Source organism: Acidovorax sp., from assembly GCF_034519795.1.
In the GTDB taxonomy this organism is placed as follows: domain Bacteria; phylum Pseudomonadota; class Gammaproteobacteria; order Burkholderiales; family Burkholderiaceae_C; genus Acidovorax.
In genome coordinates, this window is the sequence record NZ_JAXHOB010000001.1 from 317,599 (window position 1) to 335,609 (window position 18,011).

Annotated in this window: 20 protein-coding genes; 16 read left to right on the forward strand and 4 right to left on the reverse strand. The window is 67.4% G+C overall.

Annotated features, from left to right (window positions below):
• The first annotated feature begins 111 nt into the window (after positions 1-111).
• The 7 genes from U5N23_RS01460 (at position 112) to U5N23_RS01490 (ending at position 6,757) form a co-directional block, all read left to right on the forward strand.
• On the forward strand, positions 112-888 hold the full coding sequence (locus U5N23_RS01460) for a GntR family transcriptional regulator (RefSeq protein WP_322591099.1): 777 nt from the start codon (positions 112-114) through the stop codon (positions 886-888).
• A 135-nt stretch (positions 889-1,023) separates the two neighbouring features.
• A complete protein-coding gene (locus tag U5N23_RS01465; RefSeq protein WP_322591100.1) occupies positions 1,024-2,208 on the forward strand; it encodes an ABC transporter substrate-binding protein in 1,185 nt (394 codons plus the stop codon).
• A 174-nt stretch (positions 2,209-2,382) separates the two neighbouring features.
• Complete coding sequence (locus U5N23_RS01470) at positions 2,383-3,255, forward strand: branched-chain amino acid ABC transporter permease (protein ID WP_322591101.1); 873 nt, start codon at positions 2,383-2,385, stop codon at positions 3,253-3,255.
• A gap of 1 nt (position 3,256) precedes the next feature.
• Positions 3,257-4,222: a branched-chain amino acid ABC transporter permease gene (locus U5N23_RS01475; protein ID WP_322591102.1), complete on the forward strand. Its 966-nt coding sequence runs from the start codon at positions 3,257-3,259 to the stop codon at positions 4,220-4,222.
• The gene (locus tag U5N23_RS01480; RefSeq protein WP_322591103.1) at positions 4,219-5,088 is read left to right on the forward strand and encodes an ABC transporter ATP-binding protein; all 870 of its coding nucleotides are present in this window, start codon (positions 4,219-4,221) and stop codon (positions 5,086-5,088) included. The genes U5N23_RS01475 and U5N23_RS01480 overlap by 4 nt, the downstream gene beginning before the upstream one ends.
• Positions 5,081-5,809 carry an ABC transporter ATP-binding protein gene (locus U5N23_RS01485; RefSeq protein WP_322591104.1) on the forward strand — a complete coding sequence of 243 codons (729 nt, stop codon included), beginning with the start codon at positions 5,081-5,083 and terminating at the stop codon, positions 5,807-5,809. The genes U5N23_RS01480 and U5N23_RS01485 overlap by 8 nt, the downstream gene beginning before the upstream one ends.
• A 21-nt stretch (positions 5,810-5,830) precedes the next feature.
• Positions 5,831-6,757, forward strand: a complete 927-nt coding sequence (locus tag U5N23_RS01490) for an NAD(P)-dependent oxidoreductase (protein ID WP_322591105.1) — start codon at positions 5,831-5,833, stop codon at positions 6,755-6,757.
• Here the strand turns inward: U5N23_RS01490 and U5N23_RS01495 are convergent.
• Positions 6,742-7,674 carry a LysR substrate-binding domain-containing protein gene (locus U5N23_RS01495; protein WP_322591106.1) on the reverse strand — a complete coding sequence of 311 codons (933 nt, stop codon included), beginning with the start codon at positions 7,672-7,674 and terminating at the stop codon, positions 6,742-6,744. The two genes, U5N23_RS01490 and U5N23_RS01495, sit on opposite strands and share 16 nt — an antisense overlap.
• A gap of 173 nt (positions 7,675-7,847) precedes the next feature.
• Here U5N23_RS01495 and U5N23_RS01500 point away from each other — a divergent pair, with 173 nt between their 5' ends.
• The 9 genes from U5N23_RS01500 (at position 7,848) to U5N23_RS01540 (ending at position 15,785) form a co-directional block, all read left to right on the forward strand.
• Entirely contained in the window at positions 7,848-8,507 is a 660-nt protein-coding gene (locus U5N23_RS01500) for a substrate-binding domain-containing protein (protein WP_322591107.1), read from the forward strand.
• 32 nt (positions 8,508-8,539) lie between these two features.
• On the forward strand, positions 8,540-9,574 hold the full coding sequence (locus U5N23_RS01505) for an amidohydrolase family protein (protein ID WP_322591108.1): 1,035 nt from the start codon (positions 8,540-8,542) through the stop codon (positions 9,572-9,574).
• Position 9,575: 1 nt separating this feature from the next.
• Positions 9,576-10,259 carry a 4-carboxy-4-hydroxy-2-oxoadipate aldolase/oxaloacetate decarboxylase gene (gene ligK / locus U5N23_RS01510; protein ID WP_322591109.1) on the forward strand — a complete coding sequence of 228 codons (684 nt, stop codon included), beginning with the start codon at positions 9,576-9,578 and terminating at the stop codon, positions 10,257-10,259.
• A gap of 101 nt (positions 10,260-10,360) precedes the next feature.
• The gene (locus tag U5N23_RS01515) at positions 10,361-11,356 is read left to right on the forward strand and encodes a tripartite tricarboxylate transporter substrate binding protein (RefSeq protein ID WP_322591110.1); all 996 of its coding nucleotides are present in this window, start codon (positions 10,361-10,363) and stop codon (positions 11,354-11,356) included.
• 19 nt (positions 11,357-11,375) lie between these two features.
• Positions 11,376-12,299 carry an amidohydrolase family protein gene (locus U5N23_RS01520; protein WP_322591111.1) on the forward strand — a complete coding sequence of 308 codons (924 nt, stop codon included), beginning with the start codon at positions 11,376-11,378 and terminating at the stop codon, positions 12,297-12,299.
• A gap of 4 nt (positions 12,300-12,303) precedes the next feature.
• Positions 12,304-12,744 (forward strand): protocatechuate 4,5-dioxygenase subunit alpha, encoded by a 441-nt coding sequence (ligA, locus tag U5N23_RS01525; RefSeq protein WP_322591112.1) that lies wholly within the window; start codon positions 12,304-12,306, stop codon positions 12,742-12,744.
• 2 nt (positions 12,745-12,746) lie between these two features.
• On the forward strand, positions 12,747-13,613 hold the full coding sequence (locus tag U5N23_RS01530) for a class III extradiol dioxygenase subunit beta (RefSeq protein ID WP_322591113.1): 867 nt from the start codon (positions 12,747-12,749) through the stop codon (positions 13,611-13,613).
• A 1-nt stretch (position 13,614) separates the two neighbouring features.
• Complete coding sequence (locus tag U5N23_RS01535) at positions 13,615-14,577, forward strand: Gfo/Idh/MocA family oxidoreductase (protein ID WP_322591114.1); 963 nt, start codon at positions 13,615-13,617, stop codon at positions 14,575-14,577.
• Between the two features lie 200 nt (positions 14,578-14,777).
• Positions 14,778-15,785: an aldo/keto reductase gene (locus U5N23_RS01540; protein WP_322591115.1), complete on the forward strand. Its 1,008-nt coding sequence runs from the start codon at positions 14,778-14,780 to the stop codon at positions 15,783-15,785.
• A gap of 39 nt (positions 15,786-15,824) precedes the next feature.
• On the opposite strand, the gene U5N23_RS01545 is transcribed toward U5N23_RS01540, so the two are convergent.
• From U5N23_RS01545 to U5N23_RS01555, 3 genes are all read right to left on the reverse strand, one after another.
• Positions 15,825-16,205, reverse strand: coding sequence for a DUF4398 domain-containing protein (locus U5N23_RS01545; RefSeq protein WP_322591116.1), 381 nt, complete (start codon positions 16,203-16,205; stop codon positions 15,825-15,827).
• A 343-nt stretch (positions 16,206-16,548) separates the two neighbouring features.
• Complete coding sequence (locus U5N23_RS01550) at positions 16,549-17,490, reverse strand: OmpA family protein (RefSeq protein WP_322591117.1); 942 nt, start codon at positions 17,488-17,490, stop codon at positions 16,549-16,551.
• Positions 17,491-17,556: 66 nt separating this feature from the next.
• Positions 17,557-17,940 (reverse strand): DUF4398 domain-containing protein, encoded by a 384-nt coding sequence (locus U5N23_RS01555; protein WP_322591118.1) that lies wholly within the window; start codon positions 17,938-17,940, stop codon positions 17,557-17,559.
• Between the last annotated feature and the right edge of the window lie 71 nt (positions 17,941-18,011).

Sequence of the window (18,011 nt, forward strand, 5' to 3'; positions counted from 1 at the left end):
ATATCCCGTAAGTTGTTGTTTTGTATGGAGTGAGGCGGATTCGGGATGGAGGTTTGCCGGATTTATGTATACATTCGGCTTTGCGCCCGAACTCCTGCCCCTGCACCGACCATGAACCATCCCGAACCCCTGGCCCTGGCCGCCCTTGGCGATGCGGCCGAAGCCGGCGCCTCGCAGTCGGTCAAGGCCCAGTTGCGGCTGCGCGAGATGATCCTGGCCGGCGAGCTGGCCGGTGGCGCGCGCATTGCCGAGCTGCCACTGGTGGAGATGCTCGGGGTCTCGCGCACACCCATCCGGGCTGCGCTGATGCGGCTGGAGCAGGAGGGCTTGCTGCACCGCCTGCCGGGCGGCGGCTATGCGGTGCGCACCTTTTCGGAGACCGACGTGGCTGATGCCATCGAGCTGCGCGGCACCATGGAAGGGCTGGCCGCGCGGCTGGCGGCCGAGCGCGGCGTGGACGCGGGCGTGATGGCCGAAAGCGTGCAGTGCCTGGACGAGATCGACGCCGTGCTGGCGCCGCGCTCGCTCGACGATGAGGGCTTTTCGGCCTATGTGGCGCTCAATGCGCGCTTTCACCACCTGCTCAGCCGCATGGTGGGCAGCGAAGTCATCGTGCGCGAGCTCGACCGGGTCAAGGGCCTGCCGTTCGCCTCGCCCTCGGCCTTCGTGGTGGTGCAGGCGCATTCGCCCGCCGCGCGCGACATGCTGGTGGTGGCGCAGGACCAGCACCGCCAGGTGCTGGACGCCATCGAGCGGCGCGAGGGCGCGCGGGCCGAGGCCATCATGCGCGAGCACTCGCGCATCACGCGGCGCAACCTGCTCGCAGCCGTGCAGGCATCACAGGGTCAGGGTTTGCCCGGGGTGCAGCTCATCAGGGAAGGCGCCTGACCTATAACTGTTGCAAGTTATCACAATCGGCGATATCTAAAAGTCCGAAATCCCGCTTGTGCGTTGTCCTGCGCGGTACCAGACTCCGGCCAGCACACGCTGTATACAACGACATTCCACAGGAGACAAAGCACCATGCACAAACGCCACCTTCTGCGCGCCTCGGCCGCTGCCGCCCTGACCCTGGCCGGCGGCCTCACGGCCCTGCCGGCTGCGGCCCAGGACAACGTCTTCAAGATCGGCCTGGTCCTGCCCATGACGGGCCAGCAGGCGACCACGGGCCGCCAGATCGAGGCTGCGGCGCGCCTGTTCATGGCGCAAAACGGCGATACGGTCGGCGGCAAGAAGGTGCAGCTCATCGTCAAGGACGACACCAGCCTGCCCGACGTGACGCGCCGCCTGGCCCAGGAGCTGGTGGTGAACGACAAGGTCAACGTGCTTGCCGGCATGGGCATCACGCCTTCGGCCATGGCCACGGCGCCGCTGGCCACGCAGGCCAAGACCCCGCTGGTGGTGATGGCTGCGGCCACGTCGAGCATCACCGAAGCATCGCCCTATGTGGTGCGCACCAGCTTCACCTTGCCCCAGGTGTCCGTGGCCCTGGCCGACTGGGCGCCCAAGAACGGCATCAAGAAGGTCGTGACCCTGGTCAGCGACTACGGCCCGGGCATCGATGCCGAGAAATTCTTCAACCAGCGCCTGACTTTCAACGGCGGCCAGGTGACCGAGGCTTTGCGCGTGCCGCTGCGCAACCCCGACTTCGCCCCTTTCCTGCAGAAGGTGCGCGATGCCAAGCCCGATGCGCTGTTCGTCTTCGTGCCCTCGGGCGCGGGCGCTGCGGTGATGAAGCAGTTCCTGGAGCGCGGCATGGACAAGGCCGGCATCAAGCTCATCGCCACCGGCGATGTGACCGATGACGACCAGCTCAACGACATGGGCGACGGCGCCCTGGGCGTGGTCACCTCGCACCACTACTCGGCCGCACACCCCTCGCCGCTGAACAAGAAGTTCGTCGAGGCCTTCGAGAAGGCCAACAAGGGCTTGCGCCCCAACTTCATGGCCGTGGGCGGCTACGACGGCATGCGCGTGATCTACGAAGCGCTCAAGACCACCAAGGGCGCAGGCGGCGGCGACGCCCTGCTGGCCGCGATGAAGGGCCAGGTCTTCGAGAGCCCACGCGGCCCGGTGTTCATCGACGCGCAGACCCGCGACATCGTGCAGAACGTGTACCTGCGGAAGGTCGAGCGCGTCAACGGCCAGCTCTACAACGTGGAGTTCGACGTGATCAAGGACGTGAAAGACCCGGGCAAGACGAAATAGGTAACCCCCTGAGTCGCTTCGCGCCATCCCCTTGCAGGGGGACGCCACCCCTGGTCTGGCGAAGCCAGTTCCACGGTGGCGCTGGCTTGCGGCGTGCCAGTTTCGTAAACCACGGGCGATTTGGCGAGCGGGGTGAGTCTGCCCATGGCCGTTTCCTGACTGAAGTGTGATTGCATGCTGACCATTCTTTTCGACGGCGTTGCCTACGGCATGCTGCTGTTCATCCTGGCGGTGGGGCTGGCCGTGACCATGGGGCTGATGAACTTCATCAACCTGGCGCACGGGGCCTTCGCCATGGCGGGCGGCTACATCACGGTGCTGCTGATGCAACGCCTGGACGTGCCCTTTCTGTGGTGCCTGCCGCTGGCTTTCGTGGGCACGGCGCTGCTGGGGGCGGTGCTCGAACGCACGCTGTACCGCCCGCTCTACCACAAGGCCCACCTGGACCAGGTGCTGTTCTCCATCGGCCTGGTGTTCATGGCCGTGGCCACGGTGGACTATTTCGTGGGCTCCACGGGCCAGATCATCCAGCTGCCGGCCTGGCTCAAGGGCCGCACCGAGATCGGCAGCGGCGCCTTCATGCTGGGCATGGGGCACTACCGGCTGTTCATCATCGCGGTGTGCGCGGCCCTGACCGTGGGCCTGCAGTACGTGCTCACGCGCACGCGCTTTGGCAGCCGGCTGCGCGCCTCGGTGGACGACCAGCGCGTGGCCGCCGGCATGGGCATCAACGTGAACATCGTGTTCCTGTCCACCTTTGCCTTCGGTTCGGGCCTGGCCGGTCTGGGCGGTGCGCTCGGGGCCGAGGTGCTCGGGCTCGACCCGAGCTTTCCGCTCAAGTTCATGATCTATTTCCTGATCGTGGTGGCGGTGGGCGGCACCTCGTCCATCACCGGGCCGCTGCTGGCCGCGCTGCTGCTCGGCATTGCCGACGTGGCAGGCAAGTACTACATCCCCAAGCTTGGCGCCTTCATCGTCTACAGCCTCATGATCCTGATCCTGATTTGGCGGCCCCAGGGCCTGTTCGTGCGCAAGGGGGGCAAATAGCATGGACGCCACCCGCAATGTGCTGCTGCACAGCCGCCGCATGCGGCCCTGGGAGCCCGTGCTGTGGCTGCTGGCCTTTGCCGCGCCTGCAGCCCTGCCCAGCCATGCACTGATCATCAACGAGATCGCCATCGTGGCGCTGTTCGCGATTTCGCTGGACCTGATCCTGGGCTATTCCGGTATCGTCTCGCTCGGCCACGCCGCCTTCTTCGGCATGGGCGGCTATGCGGCGGCCCTGTTCGCCAAGCACGTGATGCCCGACCCGCTGGTCGGTCTGGCGGTGGGCATCGCTGCCGCCACGGTGCTGGGCGCGGTGGCCTCGTTCACCGTCATGCGCGGCACCGACCTCACGCGCCTCATGGTCACGCTGGGCGTGGGCCTGATCATGCTGGAGCTGGCCAACAAGCTCGACTGGCTGACCGGCGGTGCCGACGGGCTGCAAGGCGTTGTGATGGGTCCGGTGCTCGGCAGGTTCGAGTTCGACCTGTTCGGGCGCACGGCGGCCTGGTACTCGATGAGCGTGCTGCTGGTGCTGTTCCTGCTGGCGCGGCGTGTCGTGCAGTCGCCCTTCGGCGCCACGCTCAAGGCCATCCGCGACAACCGGCTGCGCGCCATGGCCATCGGCATCCCGGTGACCACCAAGCTGGCGCAGGTCTACACGCTGGCGGCCGCGCTGGCGGGGGCGGCGGGCGCACTGCTCACGCAGACCACGGGTTTTGCCTCGCTGGACCTGTTCGAGTTCCACCGCTCGGCGGATGTGATGCTGATCCTGGTGATCGGCGGCGTGGGCTGGCTCTATGGCGGCGTGGTCGGCGCCATCGGCTTCAAGCTGCTGCAGGACATGATCTCGGCCGTGACGCCGCAGTACTGGACCTTCTGGATCGGCCTGTTCCTGGTGGTGCTGGTGCTGGTGGGGCGCGAGCGCCTGATCCGCCCCTGGACCTGGTTCGGAGGGCGCAAGGCATGAACACCACCACCGTCAACGACGCACCGGTGGTGCTGGCCGCGCAGGGCCTGGTCAAGCGCTTCGGCGGCATCACCGCGACCAACAATGTCACGCTGAACCTGCGCCAGGGCGCGCGCCATGCGCTGATCGGCCCCAACGGTGCCGGCAAGACCACGCTCATCAACCTGCTCACCGGTGTGCTGGAGCCTACCGAGGGCTCCATCGTGCTCGAAGGCCAGGACATCACGCGCCTGGCACCGCACCAGCGCGTGCAGCGCGGCATGGTGCGCACCTTTCAGATCAACCAGTTGTTCGACTCGCTCACGCCGATGGAGACGCTGGCGCTCACGGTTTCGCAGCAGTGCGGCCTTGGCGGCAAGTGGTGGCAGCCACTGGGTGCGCAGCGCGCGGTGAACGAGCGTTGCGAGCAGTTGCTGGAGCAATTCCACCTGACGGCAGTGATGGCCGAGCCGACGAAGGTGCTGGCCTACGGCAAGCGCCGCCTGCTGGAGATCGCCATTGCCCTGGCCTGCGAACCGCGCGTGCTGCTGCTCGACGAGCCCGTGGCCGGTGTGCCCGCAGGCGAGCGCGAAGAACTGCTGCAGACCGTGGCGGCGCTGCCCGCCGACGTCTCGGTGCTGTTGATCGAACACGATATGGACCTGGTTTTCAGCTTTGCCAAGCGCATGACGGTGCTCGTCAACGGCACCGTGCTCACCGAGGGCGACCCCGACACCATCGCCAACGACCCGCAGGTCAAGGCCGTGTACCTGGGGCATGGGGAGCAATCGAGCGACGCCGGGCCGCCCCAAGGCGCGAGGGCCCCCATGGGGGGCAGCGAACCACGCGCAGCGGGGAGCGTGGGGGCGGGAGACTTGCATGTCTGAGCAGCTGTTGCGCATCGAGGGCCTGAGCGCAGGCTACGGCGAAGCTGTCGTTTTGCAGGGTGTTTCCCTGTCGCTGGCCGAGGGCGAGACCCTGGCCCTGCTGGGCCGCAATGGCACCGGCAAGACCACGCTGATCAACACCCTGGCAGGCGCCACGCGCCAGCATGCGGGCACGGTGGCGCTCGGCCCGGTGGCCTTGCACCGCCTGCCGTCGCACGAACGCGCGGCCGCCGGCATCGGCTGGGTGCCGCAGGAGCGCAACATCTTCAAGTCGCTCACCGTGCACGAGAACCTGACCGCCGTGGCACGGCCCGGCCGCAAGGGCGCCACGGCAGCGCCGTGGACCCCCGACAAGGTGTATGCCATGTTCCCGCGCCTGGCCGAACGCAAGACCAACCTGGGCACGCAGCTGTCCGGCGGCGAGCAGCAGATGCTGGCCGTGGGCCGCGCGCTGGTGCTCAACCCGCGCCTGCTGTTGCTCGACGAGCCGCTGGAGGGCCTGGCGCCCATCATTGTCGAGGAGCTGCTGCGCGCCATCCGCCGCATCACGCGCGAGGAGGGGCTCTCGGCCATCATCGTGGAGCAGCACCCGCAGGCGATCCTGGCGATCTCGGACCACGCCGCCGTGCTTGACCGGGGTACGGTGGTGCACACCGGCACTGCGGCGGATCTGCGCGCGCAGCCCGAACTGCTCGACCGGCTGCTGGGAGTGGCCCGGTGAGGCCACGGACAGGAACCGACCATGACCATCCAGCACATCGGCCTGATCGGCTATGGCGAAGTCGGCAAGACCTTTGCGCTGGGGCTGCAGCCGCAGCCCGGCGTCACCGGTGTCGGCGCATGGGACCTGAAGTTCGCCCAGGCTGCCACGCGTGAGGTCGAGCTCGCGCATGCCGCGCAGCACGGCGTTGTCGTCCACGACTCGGCGGCTGCACTGTGCGCGGCGAGCGACCTGGTGATTTCCGCCGTCACCGCATCGCGCACGCTGGAGGTGGCGCAGGAAGTGGCCGCCAGCATCCGGCCCGGCACGCTGTTCCTGGACCTCAACTCCGCCTCGCCCGGCACCAAGCAGCAGGCAGCCGCGCTGGTCGAGGCGCGCGGCGCGCACTATGTGGAGGCGGGCGTCATGACCTCGGTGCCGCCTTATGGCATCCGCGTGCCCATGCTGCTCGGTGGTGGCAAGGCCGCTGCGCTGGCCGCCGTGCTGCAGGTCTGGGGCATGGACGCCACGCCGGTCAGCGAACAGCTGGGCGTGGCCAGCGCCATCAAGATGTGCCGCAGCGTGATGATCAAGGGGCTCGAAGCCCTGGTGATCGAAAGCTATGCCACGGCCCGCCAGTACGGTGTGGAGGCGCATGTGCTGCCCACGCTGGCCGAGACCTTTCCCTCCATCGACTGGGAAAAGCAAGGCAGCTATTTCTTCAGCCGCGTGGTGCAGCACGGCCAGCGCCGGTCCGAAGAGATGCACGAGGCTGCCCGCACCGTGCGCGAGGCCGGCGTGGAGCCGCTGATGGCCAGTGCCATTGCGCACAAGCAGGCGGCGGTGGCGGCCATGGCGCGCGAGGGCGTGTTCGCGGGCCTGCCCAAGGATGCACCGTGGCAGGACTATGCCGACCGGCTGCTGGCGCACCTGGATGCTGCACCGAAGAGGGATCAGGGCGCCTTGTAGATCGCCTGCAGCGTGCTGCGGATCAGCTCTGCCATGGCCTGCTGGGTCAGCGTGGCCGGGCGCTGCGAACTCACGGCCATCGACAGCTTGCTGCGCAGCCGGGGCTCGCCCGCCTGGCCGATGGGCCGGGTGCCGAACACCTCGGGCTTGCCGGAGGTGGTGACCGCATTCATGGGCAGCACGGCGCTGCCCGCGCCATCGGCCACCAGGTCCAGGATGGCGGCGACGCCGTCGATCTCCAGGCTGATCTGCGGGCGCAGGCCCAGGGCCGCCAGCTCCGACTCCACGAGCATGCGGATGGAGTTGGGCCGGGTGGGGATCACCAGCGCAAAGCGCGTGAGTTCCTCCAGTGCCACGGGCTGCCGTGCCTGGGCATCGATGTCGGCGTCGCTCTGGACCACGGAGCGGCGCTGCACGAGGAACAGGTCTTCCTCCAGCAGCGGCGTGATCTCGATGCCTGGCGAGGCGGGCGTGTTGTAGAGCAGGGCGATGTCCAGCAGCCCGGTGGTCAGCGATTCGCGCATGGCTACCGTCAGGCCTTCGCTGATGGCCAGGGCGGCATCGGGCATCTGCACGCGGAAGGCGCGCGTGAGCGGTACCGTGAGCACCTTGGCCATGGTCGGCGGCAGGCCGATGGCCACGCGCCCGGCCAGCGCCCCGCGCACGCGACCGAGTTCTTCGCGCGCGCGCTCCACCTGGTGCAGGATGCCGCGCCCGTGCTCCAGCAGCAGCTTGCCGGCCTCGGTCGGTATGGCCCCGCGGCCATTGCGCACCAGCAGGTTCTGGCGCAGCTCCACCTCCAGCAGGCGCACCTGGCGGCTCAGGGCCGGCTGGGCGATGTCCAGCACCACCGAGGCGCGGGTGAAACTGCCCAGTTCGGCCACGCGCACAAAGTACTCGATCTGCTTTAGGTCCATGGGGGTGTGCTCTCTGCTATTTGCAATAGCTCCAATTCGACAATAGAAGAATGATATATCTGGTAGTGTCCCTGCCGGCTTTGTATCGGGGCCTGCACTGCCCACAATCGCGGCATGTATACAGCGCCTGCCATCCTCCCATGAGTGCCCCCACCCTTCGTGGAATTTCGTCCATGGCCACGCGCCAGGTGCTGGCCGAGTTGCTGGTGGCCTACGAGCAGCAGACCGGCCAGCGCGCGGTCATCGAAGCCGTGGGCGGGGTGGACGCCGCCAGGCGCGTGCAGGCTGGCGAGGCCTTCGACGTGGTGGTGCTGGCCTCCGACGCCATCGACAAGCTCATCGCCGCCGGTGCCATCGATGCCGCGAGCAAGACCGACTGGGTGCGCTCCGGCGTGGCCGTGGCCGTGCGCGCCGGGGCTCCGCTGCCCGACATCGCCTCCGAAGACGCGGTGCGCAGCGCCGTGCTGGCCGCGCGCAGCATCAGCTACTCCACCGGCCCGAGCGGCGTGGCGCTGGCCAGGCTGTTCGCGCGCTGGGGCATTGCCGACGAGGTGGCGGGCCGCATGGTGCAGGCCCCTCCCGGCGTGCCCGTGGGCTCGCTCGTGGCACGCGGCGATGTGGAGCTGGGTTTCCAGCAGCTGAGCGAGTTGCTGAACGTGGAGGGCATCACCGTCGTGGGCCCGCTGCCGCCCGCGATCCAGATCACCACCATTTTCTCGTCGGGCGTGGGCGTCGCCAGCCAGCAGCCCGCAGCGGCCAAGGCGCTGCTCGACTTTCTGGCATCGCCCGCAGCGGCGCAGGCCAAGCAACGCCAGGGCATGGAACCCGCCTGACACCACCTACAAGATCCTAGGAGCACAAAGCAATGAGCCTCATCATCGACTGCCATGGCCACTACACCACGGCACCCAAGGCGCTGGAAAACTGGCGCAACCAGCAGATCGCCGGCATCCAGGACCCGGCCGCCATGCCCAAGGTGGCGGACCTGTCGATCAGCGACGACGAGCTGCGCGAGTCCATCGAGAGCAACCAGCTGCGCCTGATGAAGGAGCGCGGCAGCGACATCACGCTGTTCTCGCCGCGCGCGAGCTTCATGGCCCACCACATCGGCGACTTCAACGTCTCCAGCACCTGGGCGGCCATCTGCAACGAGCTGTGCCACCGTGTCTCCACCCTGTTCCCCGAGCACTTCGTGCCCGTGGCCATGCTGCCGCAAAGCCCCGGCGTGGACCCCGCCACCTGCATTCCCGAGCTGGAAAAGTGCGTCAAGGAATACGGCGCCGTGGGCATCAACCTGAACCCCGATCCTTCGGGTGGCCACTGGACCAGTCCGCCGCTGACCGACCGCCACTGGTACCCCATCTACGAAAAGATGGTGGAGTACGACCTGCCCGCCATGATCCACGTGAGCACCAGCTGCAACGCCTGCTTTCACACCACGGGCGCGCACTACCTGAACGCCGACACCACGGCCTTCATGCAGTGCATCCAGGGCGACCTGTTCAAGGACTTCCCCACGCTCAAGTTCCTGATTCCACACGGCGGCGGTGCCGTGCCCTACCACTGGGGGCGCTTCCGTGGCCTGGCGCAGGAGATGAAGAAGCCGCTGCTCGAAGACCACCTGCTCAACAACATCTTCTTCGACACCTGCGTGTACCACCAGCCCGGCATCGACCTGCTGAACACCGTGATCCCGGTGAAGAACGTGCTCTTCGCCTCGGAAATGATCGGCGCGGTGCGCGGCATCGACCCCACCACCGGAAACTACTACGACGACACCAAGCGCTATATCGAGGCCAGCAAGATCCTGAGCGGCGAAGACAAGCACCAGATCTACGAAGGCAACGTGCGCCGCGTGTTCTCCCGACTCGATTCACGCCTGAAGGCAAAGGGGCTCTGACATGTATGAACTAGGCGTTGTCTACCGCAACATCACCCGCGCCGACCGCAGCGCCGCCGACGGCCTGGCCGCGCTGGGCTCGGCCACCGTGCACGAGGCCATGGGCCGCGTGGGCCTGCTCAAGCCCTACATGCGGCCCATCTATGCCGGCCAACAGGTCTCGGGTACGGCGGTCACGGTGCTGCTGCAGCCCGGCGACAACTGGATGATGCACGTGGCGGCCGAGCAGATCCAGCCCGGCGACGTGGTGGTGGCGGCCGTCACCTCCGAATGCACCGACGGCTATTTCGGCGACCTGCTGGCCACCTCGTTCCAGTCGCGCGGCGCGCGCGCGCTCATCATCGACGCTGGCGTGCGCGATGTGAAGACGCTGCAGGAGATGAACTTCCCGGTGTGGAGCCGCGCCATTTCGAGCAAGGGCACCATCAAGGCCACGCTGGGCTCGGTGAACATCCCCGTGGTCTGCGCCGGCATGTGGGTCACGCCGGGCGACGTGATCGTGGCCGACGACGATGGCGTGGTCTGCGTGCCTGCCGCACGCGCCGTCGAAACGCTCGAAGCCGCGCAAAAGCGCGAGAGCTTCGAGGGCGAAAAGCGCGCCAAGCTCGCCTCGGGCGTGCTCGGCCTGGACATGTACAACATGCGTCCCGGGCTCGAGAAAGCCGGGCTCAGGTACATCGACTGAGCGCCACCACGCGATAACCGCTCCAGTGACGTCTGCCGCGCGGCGGATGTCGCACCGCTGCGCACGGCGCGGCACCTATTTTGATATTGACGATACCTACCATGCGCCTTCTTTCTTCCTCCCTCTCCCGCCGCGCCGCCCTGGCACTGGGCCTGGCCGCCGCCGGCATGGCGCCGCAGTTCGCGGCCGCCCAGCAGTTTCCCACCAAGGCGGTGCGCATCATCACGCCCTTCCCGGTGGGCGGCGGCCCGGACGGCGTAGCCCGCATCGTGGCCGAAAAGCTCGGCCGTGCCTGGAACCAGCCCGTGGTGGTCGAGAACCGCCCCGGCGGCAACGGCTTCATCGCCATCGATGCGTTCAAGCGTGGCGCCAAGGACGGGCATGACCTGCTGGTGCTCGACAACGTGCACCTGGCCGCCTACCCCAGCCTGTTCAAGAAGCTGCCCTACGACGTCGCCAAGGATTTCGACACCCTGCTGCCACTGTTCAAGACCCACTTCTTCTTCACCGTGGGCACGGGCAGCAAGTACAAGACCGTGGCCGACATCGTGGCCGATGCCAAGGCCCACCCGGGCAAGCTCAACTACGGCTCCTGGTCCGTGGGCAACCCCGTGCACCTGGGATCGGAGCTGTTCGAGAGCGCCACCGGCACGCAGATGGAGCACGTGATCTTCAAGGAGACCACGCAGCTGTACACCTCGGTGGCCACGGGCGAGATCGATTTCGCACTGGGCAGCGCCGCCACGGCGGGCCCGCTGTACCGGGCCGGCAAGCTGCGCCTGCTGGCGTTTGCAGGCCCCAAGCGCTCGGCCGAGTTCCCCGACGTGCCTACCGTCGCCGAAGCCGGTGGCCCCAAAGACTTCGCCGTCACGGGCTGGAACGCCATTGCCGTGCCGCCTGGCCTGCCCGCTGCCGTCGCCGACAAGATCAAGCGCGACATCGAGCAGGCGCTGACGGGCGCCGACGTGGCCGAGAAGTTCAAGACCTTCGGCTACGAGCAGTTCCCCACCACGCGTGCGCAGTTCTCGCAGTTCGTCAAGGACGAGAGCCAGCGCTTTGGCGACGTGATCAAGAAGGCCAACGTCTCGCTGGACTGAGCACCAAGGAGTACACCGCATGAGTGAATTCACCAAGACCCCTGGCTGGCTCGACTGGTACGCCGGCCCGAGCAAGCCGCGCTTCCAGGTGCCTGCGGGCGCTGTCGACGCCCATTGCCATGTGTTCGGCCCTGGCGCCGAATTTCCCTACGCGCCGGAGCGCAAGTACACGCCCTGCGATGCGAGCAAGCAGCAGCTGTATGCGCTGCGCGACCACCTGGGTTTCGCGCGCAACGTGGTGGTGCAGGCCACCTGCCATGGTGCGGACAACCGCGCCATGGTCGATGCGCTGGTGCACTCGGGCGGCAAGGCGCGTGGCGTGGCCACCGTGCGCCGCTCGGTGAGCGACGAGGAGCTGCAGGCCATGCACGACGCCGGCGTGCGCGGCGTGCGCTTCAACTTCGTCAAGCGCCTGGTGGATTTCACGCCCAAGGACGAGCTGATGGAGATCGCCGCGCGCATCCACAAGCTGGGCTGGCACGTGGTGATCTACTTCGAGGCGGTGGACCTGCCCGAGCTGTGGGATTTCTTCACGGCCTTGCCGACCACCATCGTGGTGGACCACATGGGCCGTCCTGACGTGTCCAAGCCCGTGGACGGGCCCGAGTTCGAGCTGTTCCTGAAGTTCATGCGCCAGCACCCCAACGTGTGGAGCAAGGTCAGCTGCCCCGAGCGCCTGAGCGTGACCGGCCCCAAGGCCCTCGATGGCGAGCAGGCGGCCTACCGCGACGTGGTGCCGTTCGCACGCCGCGTGGTCGAGGAATTCCCCGAGCGCGTGCTCTGGGGCACCGACTGGCCGCACCCCAACCTCAAGGACCACATGCCCGACGACGGCCTGCTGGTCGACTTCATCCCGCACATTGCGGCGACGCCCGAGCTGCAGCGCAAGCTGCTGGTGGACAATCCCATGCGGCTGTACTGGCCGGAAGAAGCAAAAGGCTGACGCCATGTCCCTCGACAAACCCTACCTGGACGTGCCCGGCACGACCATCTTCGACGCCGAGCAAAGCCGCAAGGGCTACTGGCTCAACCAGTTCTGCATGAGCCTCATGAAGGCCGACAACCGCGCCCGCTTCAAGGCCGACGAGCGCGCCTACCTCGACGGGTGGGCGATGTCCGAGGAGCAGAAGCAGGCCGTGCTGGCGCGCGACCTCAACTGGTGCATCCGCCTGGGCGGCAACATCTACTTCCTGGCCAAGATCGGCGCTACCGATGGCAAGAGCTTCCAGCAGATGGCGGGTTCCATGACCGGCATGACGGAAGAGGAATACCGCAACATGATGATCGGCGGCGGCCGCTCGGCCCAGGGCAACCGCGTGGTCGGCGAAGACGGCGATGCCCAGGCGCACCGCCAGCCGCAGGGTGCTGCGGGAAAGAAAGGAACCTGAATATGGCGCGTATCACCGCCTCCGTCTTCACCTCGCATGTGCCCGCCATTGGCGCCGCGCTCGACCTGGGCAAGACGCAAGAGGACTACTGGAAGCCGCTGTTCGCCGGCTACGACTTCTCCAAGCAGTGGATGAAGGACAACCAACCCGACGTCGTCTTTCTGGTCTACAACGACCACGCCACGGCCTTCAGCCTGGAGATGATTCCCACCTTCGCCATCGGCACGGCGGCCGAGTACCTGCCGGCCGACGAAGGCTGGGGCCCGCGCCCGGTGCCCAAGGTCATCGGCCACCCCGACCTGGCCTCGCACATTGCGCAGTCGGTGATCCAGCAGGACTTCGATTTGACCATCGTCAACCGCATGGACGTGGACCACGGCCTCACGGTGCCGCTGTCGCTGATGTGCGGCCAGCCCGACCCGGTGGCCGGCGCCTGGCCCTGCCCGGTGATCCCGTTCGCGGTGAACGTGGTGCAGTACCCCGTGCCCAGCGGCCGGCGCTGCTACAACCTGGGCCAGGCGATCCGCAAGGCCGTCGAGAGCTACGACGAAGACCTGAACGTGCACATCTGGGGCACGGGCGGCATGAGCCACCAGCTGCAGGGCCCGCGCGCCGGCCTGATCAACAAGGACTTCGACAACGCCTTCCTCGACAAGCTCATCAGCGACCCCGAGGCCGCCGCCAGCATCCCGCACATCGACTACGTGCGCGAGGCCGGCAGCGAGGGCATCGAGCTCGTGATGTGGCTCATCGCGCGCGGCGCCATGGCCGACGTGGCCGGCGGCAAGCCACCCAAGCTCGCGCACCGCTTCTACCATGTGCCTGCGTCCAACACGGCCGTGGGCCACCTGATCCTGGAGAACTCCTGACATGACTGCAAACAACAAGACCATCAAGGTCGCCCTGGCGGGCGCCGGTGCCTTCGGCATCAAGCACCTGGACGGCATCCAGAACATCGACGGCGTGGAAGTCGTCTCGCTGATCAGCCGCGACCTGGACAAGACGAAGGAAGTCGCCGCCAAGTACGGCATCGGCCACGTCACCACCGACCTGGCCGACAGCCTGGCCCTGCCCGAGGTGGACGCCGTGATCCTGTGCACGCCCACGCAGATGCATGCCGAGCAGAGCATCGCCTGCATGAAGGCTGGCAAGCACGTGCAGGTCGAGATCCCGCTGGCCGACAGCCTCAAGGGTGCGCAGGACGTTGTGGCGTTGCAGAAGGAGACGGGCCTGGTAGCCATGTGCGGCCACACGCGCCGCTTCAACCCCAGCCACCAGTACGTGCACAAGAAGATCCAGGCGGGCGAGTTCAACATCCAGCAGATGGATGTGCAGACCTACTTCTTTCGCCGCACCAACATGAACGCGCTGGGCCAGCCGCGCAGCTGGACGGACCACCTGCTGTGGCACCACGCCGCCCACACCGTGGACCTGTTCGCCTACCAGGCGGGCAGCCCCATCGTGAAGGCGAATGCCGTGCAGGGCCCCATCCACCCCACGCTGGGCATTGCCATGGACATGAGCATCCAGCTCAAGGCGGCCAACGGCGCGATCTGCACGCTGTCGCTGTCGTTCAACAACGACGGGCCGCTGGGCACCTTCTTCCGCTACATCGGCGACACGGGCACCTACATCGCGCGCTACGACGACCTGGTCAACGGCAAGGAAGAGAAGATCGACGTGAGCCAGGTGGATGTGTCGATGAACGGCATCGAGCTGCAGGACCGCGAGTTCTTTGCCGCCATCCGCGAAGGCCGGGAGCCCAACTCCAGCGTGGCCAGCGTGCTGGCCTGCTACCAGGTGCTGCACGACCTGGAGCAGCAGCTTCAGTAAGAGAGGCTGACAAAACTCTTCTGGCGTCGTTGCCGCGTCTTGTCGTATTGCTCGTACTGCCTGCAATACATCTGACGTATAGCGCCTGGCCAGAACCGCTTCGCTGAGTTTTGTTATCCGCTCTAAGACCATCCCGATCAACCAATCAATCCGCCCGCAGACGGAACGCTGTGGGCGTTTTTCATGGAGCAATGACCACCATGCAGACACGCAAACTCGGCCCCTTTGAAGTCAGCGCCATCGGCCTGGGGTGCATGAACCTGAGCCACGCCTACGGCGCCCCCGTCTCGCCCGAGCAGGGCGAGCGCGTGCTGCTGGCTGCGCTGGACGCGGGCGTGACCCTGTTCGACACCGCGACGCTCTACGGCTTCGGCGCCAACGAAACCTTGGTCGGCCGCGTGATGAAACCGCACCGCCAGCGCTTCACCCTGGCCAGCAAGTGCGGCATGCAGGGCGTGGACGTGGCCGGAGACGGCAAGCTGGTGCGCGTGATCGACGGGCGCCCCGCCACCCTGCGCCAGACCTGCGAAGACAGCCTGCGCCGCCTGCAGACCGACGTGATCGACCTGTACTACCTGCACCGCTGGGACAGGCAGGTGCCCATCGAGGACAGCGTGGGTGCGCTCGCCGACCTGGTACGCGCGGGCAAGATCCGCAGCATCGGCCTGTCCGAGGTGTCGGCGGCCACGCTGCGGCGCGCGCATGCGGTGCACCCCATCGCGGCGCTGCAGACGGAGTATTCGCTGTGGACGCGCAACCCCGAAATCGCGGTGCTCGACGCATGCCGTGAGCTCGGCGTGGCCTTCGTCGCCTTCAGCCCTGTGGCGCGTGGCTACCTGTGCGGCGACCTGAAAGATGTGTCCACCCTGGACGCCAAGGACATCCGGCGCGCCATGCCGCGCTTTGCGCCCGAAGCCTACGCGGCCAACCTGGCGCTGCTGGACCGCTACTTTGCGATAGCCCGCCAGGTCGGCTGCAGCCCGGCGCAACTGGCGCTGGCCTGGCTGCTGCACCAGGGCGAACACATCATCCCCATCCCGGGCACGACCAGCGTGGCGCATCTGCACGACGACCTGGGTGCCGCCAGCGTGCAACTCGATGCGGCGACCATGGCCGCACTCGACAGTGTCATCGGCCAGCACAACGTCGTGGGCCCCCGCTACAGTGCCCAGAGCGCCAGCGAGGTGGATACCGAGACGTTTGCCTGAAACAATGCAGTGCCCTGCACCACTGCAGGGCGGATCGCATCAGCGGCGCGTCTGGGCGTCGGTGTGAAGGCTGACCTGGGCGGTGCCGGAGTTGGCGGTGCGGATGTTGGCCGCCAGCATGCGCGCGCGTGCCGCATTGGTGGCGGCCTCGGCCTGCAACGCCGCCATGTAGGCGATGTGGTTGGTTTCTGCCTCGTCGCTGGTCTTGCTCCAGATGCGGTTGGCCTGGGCCAGGGCGTCGGTGGCCTGCTTCAGTTCCAGGGCCGCGTGCCGGGCGACAGCCGGGTCGGCGCTGGCGGCGCTGACCGCCGTGCGGGCCCTTTCGAGGGCCATGGACGGGGCGGTGGCGCAAGCGGACAGAAACCCTGCGGCCATCGCGCTGATGGCGAGAACGGTAGTGCTGCGGAGCATGGGATGCATGGTGGCTGTTTCCTTCAAGACGCTGAAAGGCGTGGTCTGCATCGGCTCCATATGTAACAGATGCATGTGACCCGCCCGTGGCAGAAATTGAACAGCAAAAGCTGTGCCGCCCCGCATGGGGCTTACCCTGGTGGGTTATTGGTGTTACCAGCACGCGGTGCCTGCACCATTCCCATGCACCATGGGCAACGCGCGAAATGTTACATATAGGTGACCGCTCACTTAGATGAATCCACCTTCTGGTCGGGGCGGTCCAGCAGTGGGCATGAAAAAGACCGCACGGTAGGAACGGTGCGGTCCGGGTGAAGGCCGAAGCGGCGGCGGGCCACTTCAGAAGCGGGCGTCAGCGGCCCTTGAGGTTGCCCTTGTCGTCGGCGATCACGATCTCCACGCGGCGGTTCATGGCCCGGCCCTCGGGTGAGGCGTTGTCCGCCACCGGGTAGACCTTGCCGTAGCCACGCGCCGTGATGCGGCCTGTGTCCACGCCCCGCGCCACCAGCGCATCGCGCACGGCACCGGCACGGCGTGCCGACAGTTCCTGGTTGTACACGTCCGAGCCCACGCTGTCGGTGTAGCCCTCGATCAGCAGCTTGCGCTCGGGAAACTGCTTGAGGAAGTCGGCCAGCTTGTCCAGTCGAGGCCCGGCTTGCGCAGACAACTCGGCCTTGTTGAAGGCGAACAGCACGTCACCCAGGGTGACCAGCAGGCCGCGCTCGGTCTGCTGCGCTTCCATCTCGCGCAACTGGGCTTCGAGCATGCGCACGCGGTCCTGGGCGGCGCTGGCCTGGGCCAGGGCGGCATTGGCCTGCGCCTGCTGTTGGGCAGCGCGTTGTTCGGCGCTCAGGGCCTGGGCCTGGGCGATTTGGGCGTTGCGGGTCTGGGCATCGGCACGCAGGCGCGCTTCGTCGGCTTCGCGGGTGCGGGCCTGCAGGCGGATGCGGTCGGCTTCGGAGTTGGCGCTCTGGATGCTGGCGTCCAGCATGCGGGCCCGCGCGGCATTGGTGGCGATCTCGGCGCGCTGGGTGGCGATGTAGGCCAGGTGGTTGGTCTCGGACTCGTCGCGCTCGTCTGCCCAGAAGCGGTCAGCGCGCGCCAGCGCATCGCTGGCCTGCTTGAGTTCCAGGGGGGCATACTGGGCCACTGCGGGATCGGTACCCGCTCGGCTGACCGCCGTGCGGGCCTGTTCCAAGGCGGCGGAGGGGGCGGTGCTGGCGCACGCGGCCAGCAGGCCCGCAGCGATCAGGCTGGTGGCCAGGGCAGTGGTACGGCGAAGAATGGGGTGCATGGTGGGTATTCCTTCAAGATTCGGGGTCACGGGGCGTGACGGCTGGCGCAGTGGGGGCTGGGGCGATCAGCGGGTGGGCGCGGCGCGGCGGTTGATTTCCTCCTGCAGCGCGCGGATGCCGTCCTGCACTTGGGCCAGGCTGCCGGCATTGCGCTCGGCGTCGGCGCGGGTCTCTGCCACACGGGCATCCACTTCGGCCTCGGCCGCCAGGCGGCGGGCGGCGGTGTAGTCCTGCGCGCCCATGGCCTTCTCGGCGGCCATGAGCTTGTCGCGGGCACGCTGCAGTTCGACGGGTGCGGTCGCGGTCACGCTGGGCGCGGCGGACACGCGGGTCAGCGTGGTGCGGCTCACGGCCATCTGTTCCGTGGGCGGCGGCGTGGAGGAGCAGGCGGCCAGGGCGCCCAGGGCGAGGACGGCAATGGCAAGACGGATGGGTGCGGATGAAGGCATGGTGTTCTGAACTCCTGTGAAGGGGGGGATGGGATCTGCCCTCCCCGATGCCGGCATGCCGGGCGAGAGGG

Excerpts from the sequence above, each read along its gene's own strand:
- U5N23_RS01465 (WP_322591100.1), top strand. The coding sequence starts at position 1,024 with ATGCACAAACGCCACCTTCTGCGCGCCTCGGCCGCTGCCGCCCTGACC.
- U5N23_RS01490 (WP_322591105.1), top strand. The coding sequence starts at position 5,831 with ATGACCATCCAGCACATCGGCCTGATCGGCTATGGCGAAGTCGGCAAG.
- U5N23_RS01475 (WP_322591102.1), top strand. The coding sequence starts at position 3,257 with ATGGACGCCACCCGCAATGTGCTGCTGCACAGCCGCCGCATGCGGCCC.
- U5N23_RS01470 (WP_322591101.1), top strand. The coding sequence starts at position 2,383 with ATGCTGACCATTCTTTTCGACGGCGTTGCCTACGGCATGCTGCTGTTC.
- U5N23_RS01505 (WP_322591108.1), top strand. The coding sequence starts at position 8,540 with ATGAGCCTCATCATCGACTGCCATGGCCACTACACCACGGCACCCAAG.
- U5N23_RS01520 (WP_322591111.1), top strand. The coding sequence starts at position 11,376 with ATGAGTGAATTCACCAAGACCCCTGGCTGGCTCGACTGGTACGCCGGC.
- U5N23_RS01485 (WP_322591104.1), top strand. The coding sequence starts at position 5,081 with ATGTCTGAGCAGCTGTTGCGCATCGAGGGCCTGAGCGCAGGCTACGGC.
- U5N23_RS01545 (WP_322591116.1), bottom strand. The coding sequence starts at position 16,205 with ATGCATCCCATGCTCCGCAGCACTACCGTTCTCGCCATCAGCGCGATG.
- U5N23_RS01540 (WP_322591115.1), top strand. The coding sequence starts at position 14,778 with ATGCAGACACGCAAACTCGGCCCCTTTGAAGTCAGCGCCATCGGCCTG.
- U5N23_RS01515 (WP_322591110.1), top strand. The coding sequence starts at position 10,361 with ATGCGCCTTCTTTCTTCCTCCCTCTCCCGCCGCGCCGCCCTGGCACTG.
- U5N23_RS01530 (WP_322591113.1), top strand. The coding sequence starts at position 12,747 with ATGGCGCGTATCACCGCCTCCGTCTTCACCTCGCATGTGCCCGCCATT.
- ligA (WP_322591112.1), top strand. The coding sequence starts at position 12,304 with ATGTCCCTCGACAAACCCTACCTGGACGTGCCCGGCACGACCATCTTC.
- U5N23_RS01550 (WP_322591117.1), bottom strand. The coding sequence starts at position 17,490 with ATGCACCCCATTCTTCGCCGTACCACTGCCCTGGCCACCAGCCTGATC.
- ligK (WP_322591109.1), top strand. The coding sequence starts at position 9,576 with ATGTATGAACTAGGCGTTGTCTACCGCAACATCACCCGCGCCGACCGC.
- U5N23_RS01500 (WP_322591107.1), top strand. The coding sequence starts at position 7,848 with ATGGCCACGCGCCAGGTGCTGGCCGAGTTGCTGGTGGCCTACGAGCAG.
- U5N23_RS01535 (WP_322591114.1), top strand. The coding sequence starts at position 13,615 with ATGACTGCAAACAACAAGACCATCAAGGTCGCCCTGGCGGGCGCCGGT.
- U5N23_RS01555 (WP_322591118.1), bottom strand. The coding sequence starts at position 17,940 with ATGCCTTCATCCGCACCCATCCGTCTTGCCATTGCCGTCCTCGCCCTG.
- U5N23_RS01460 (WP_322591099.1), top strand. The coding sequence starts at position 112 with ATGAACCATCCCGAACCCCTGGCCCTGGCCGCCCTTGGCGATGCGGCC.
- U5N23_RS01480 (WP_322591103.1), top strand. The coding sequence starts at position 4,219 with ATGAACACCACCACCGTCAACGACGCACCGGTGGTGCTGGCCGCGCAG.
- U5N23_RS01495 (WP_322591106.1), bottom strand. The coding sequence starts at position 7,674 with ATGGACCTAAAGCAGATCGAGTACTTTGTGCGCGTGGCCGAACTGGGC.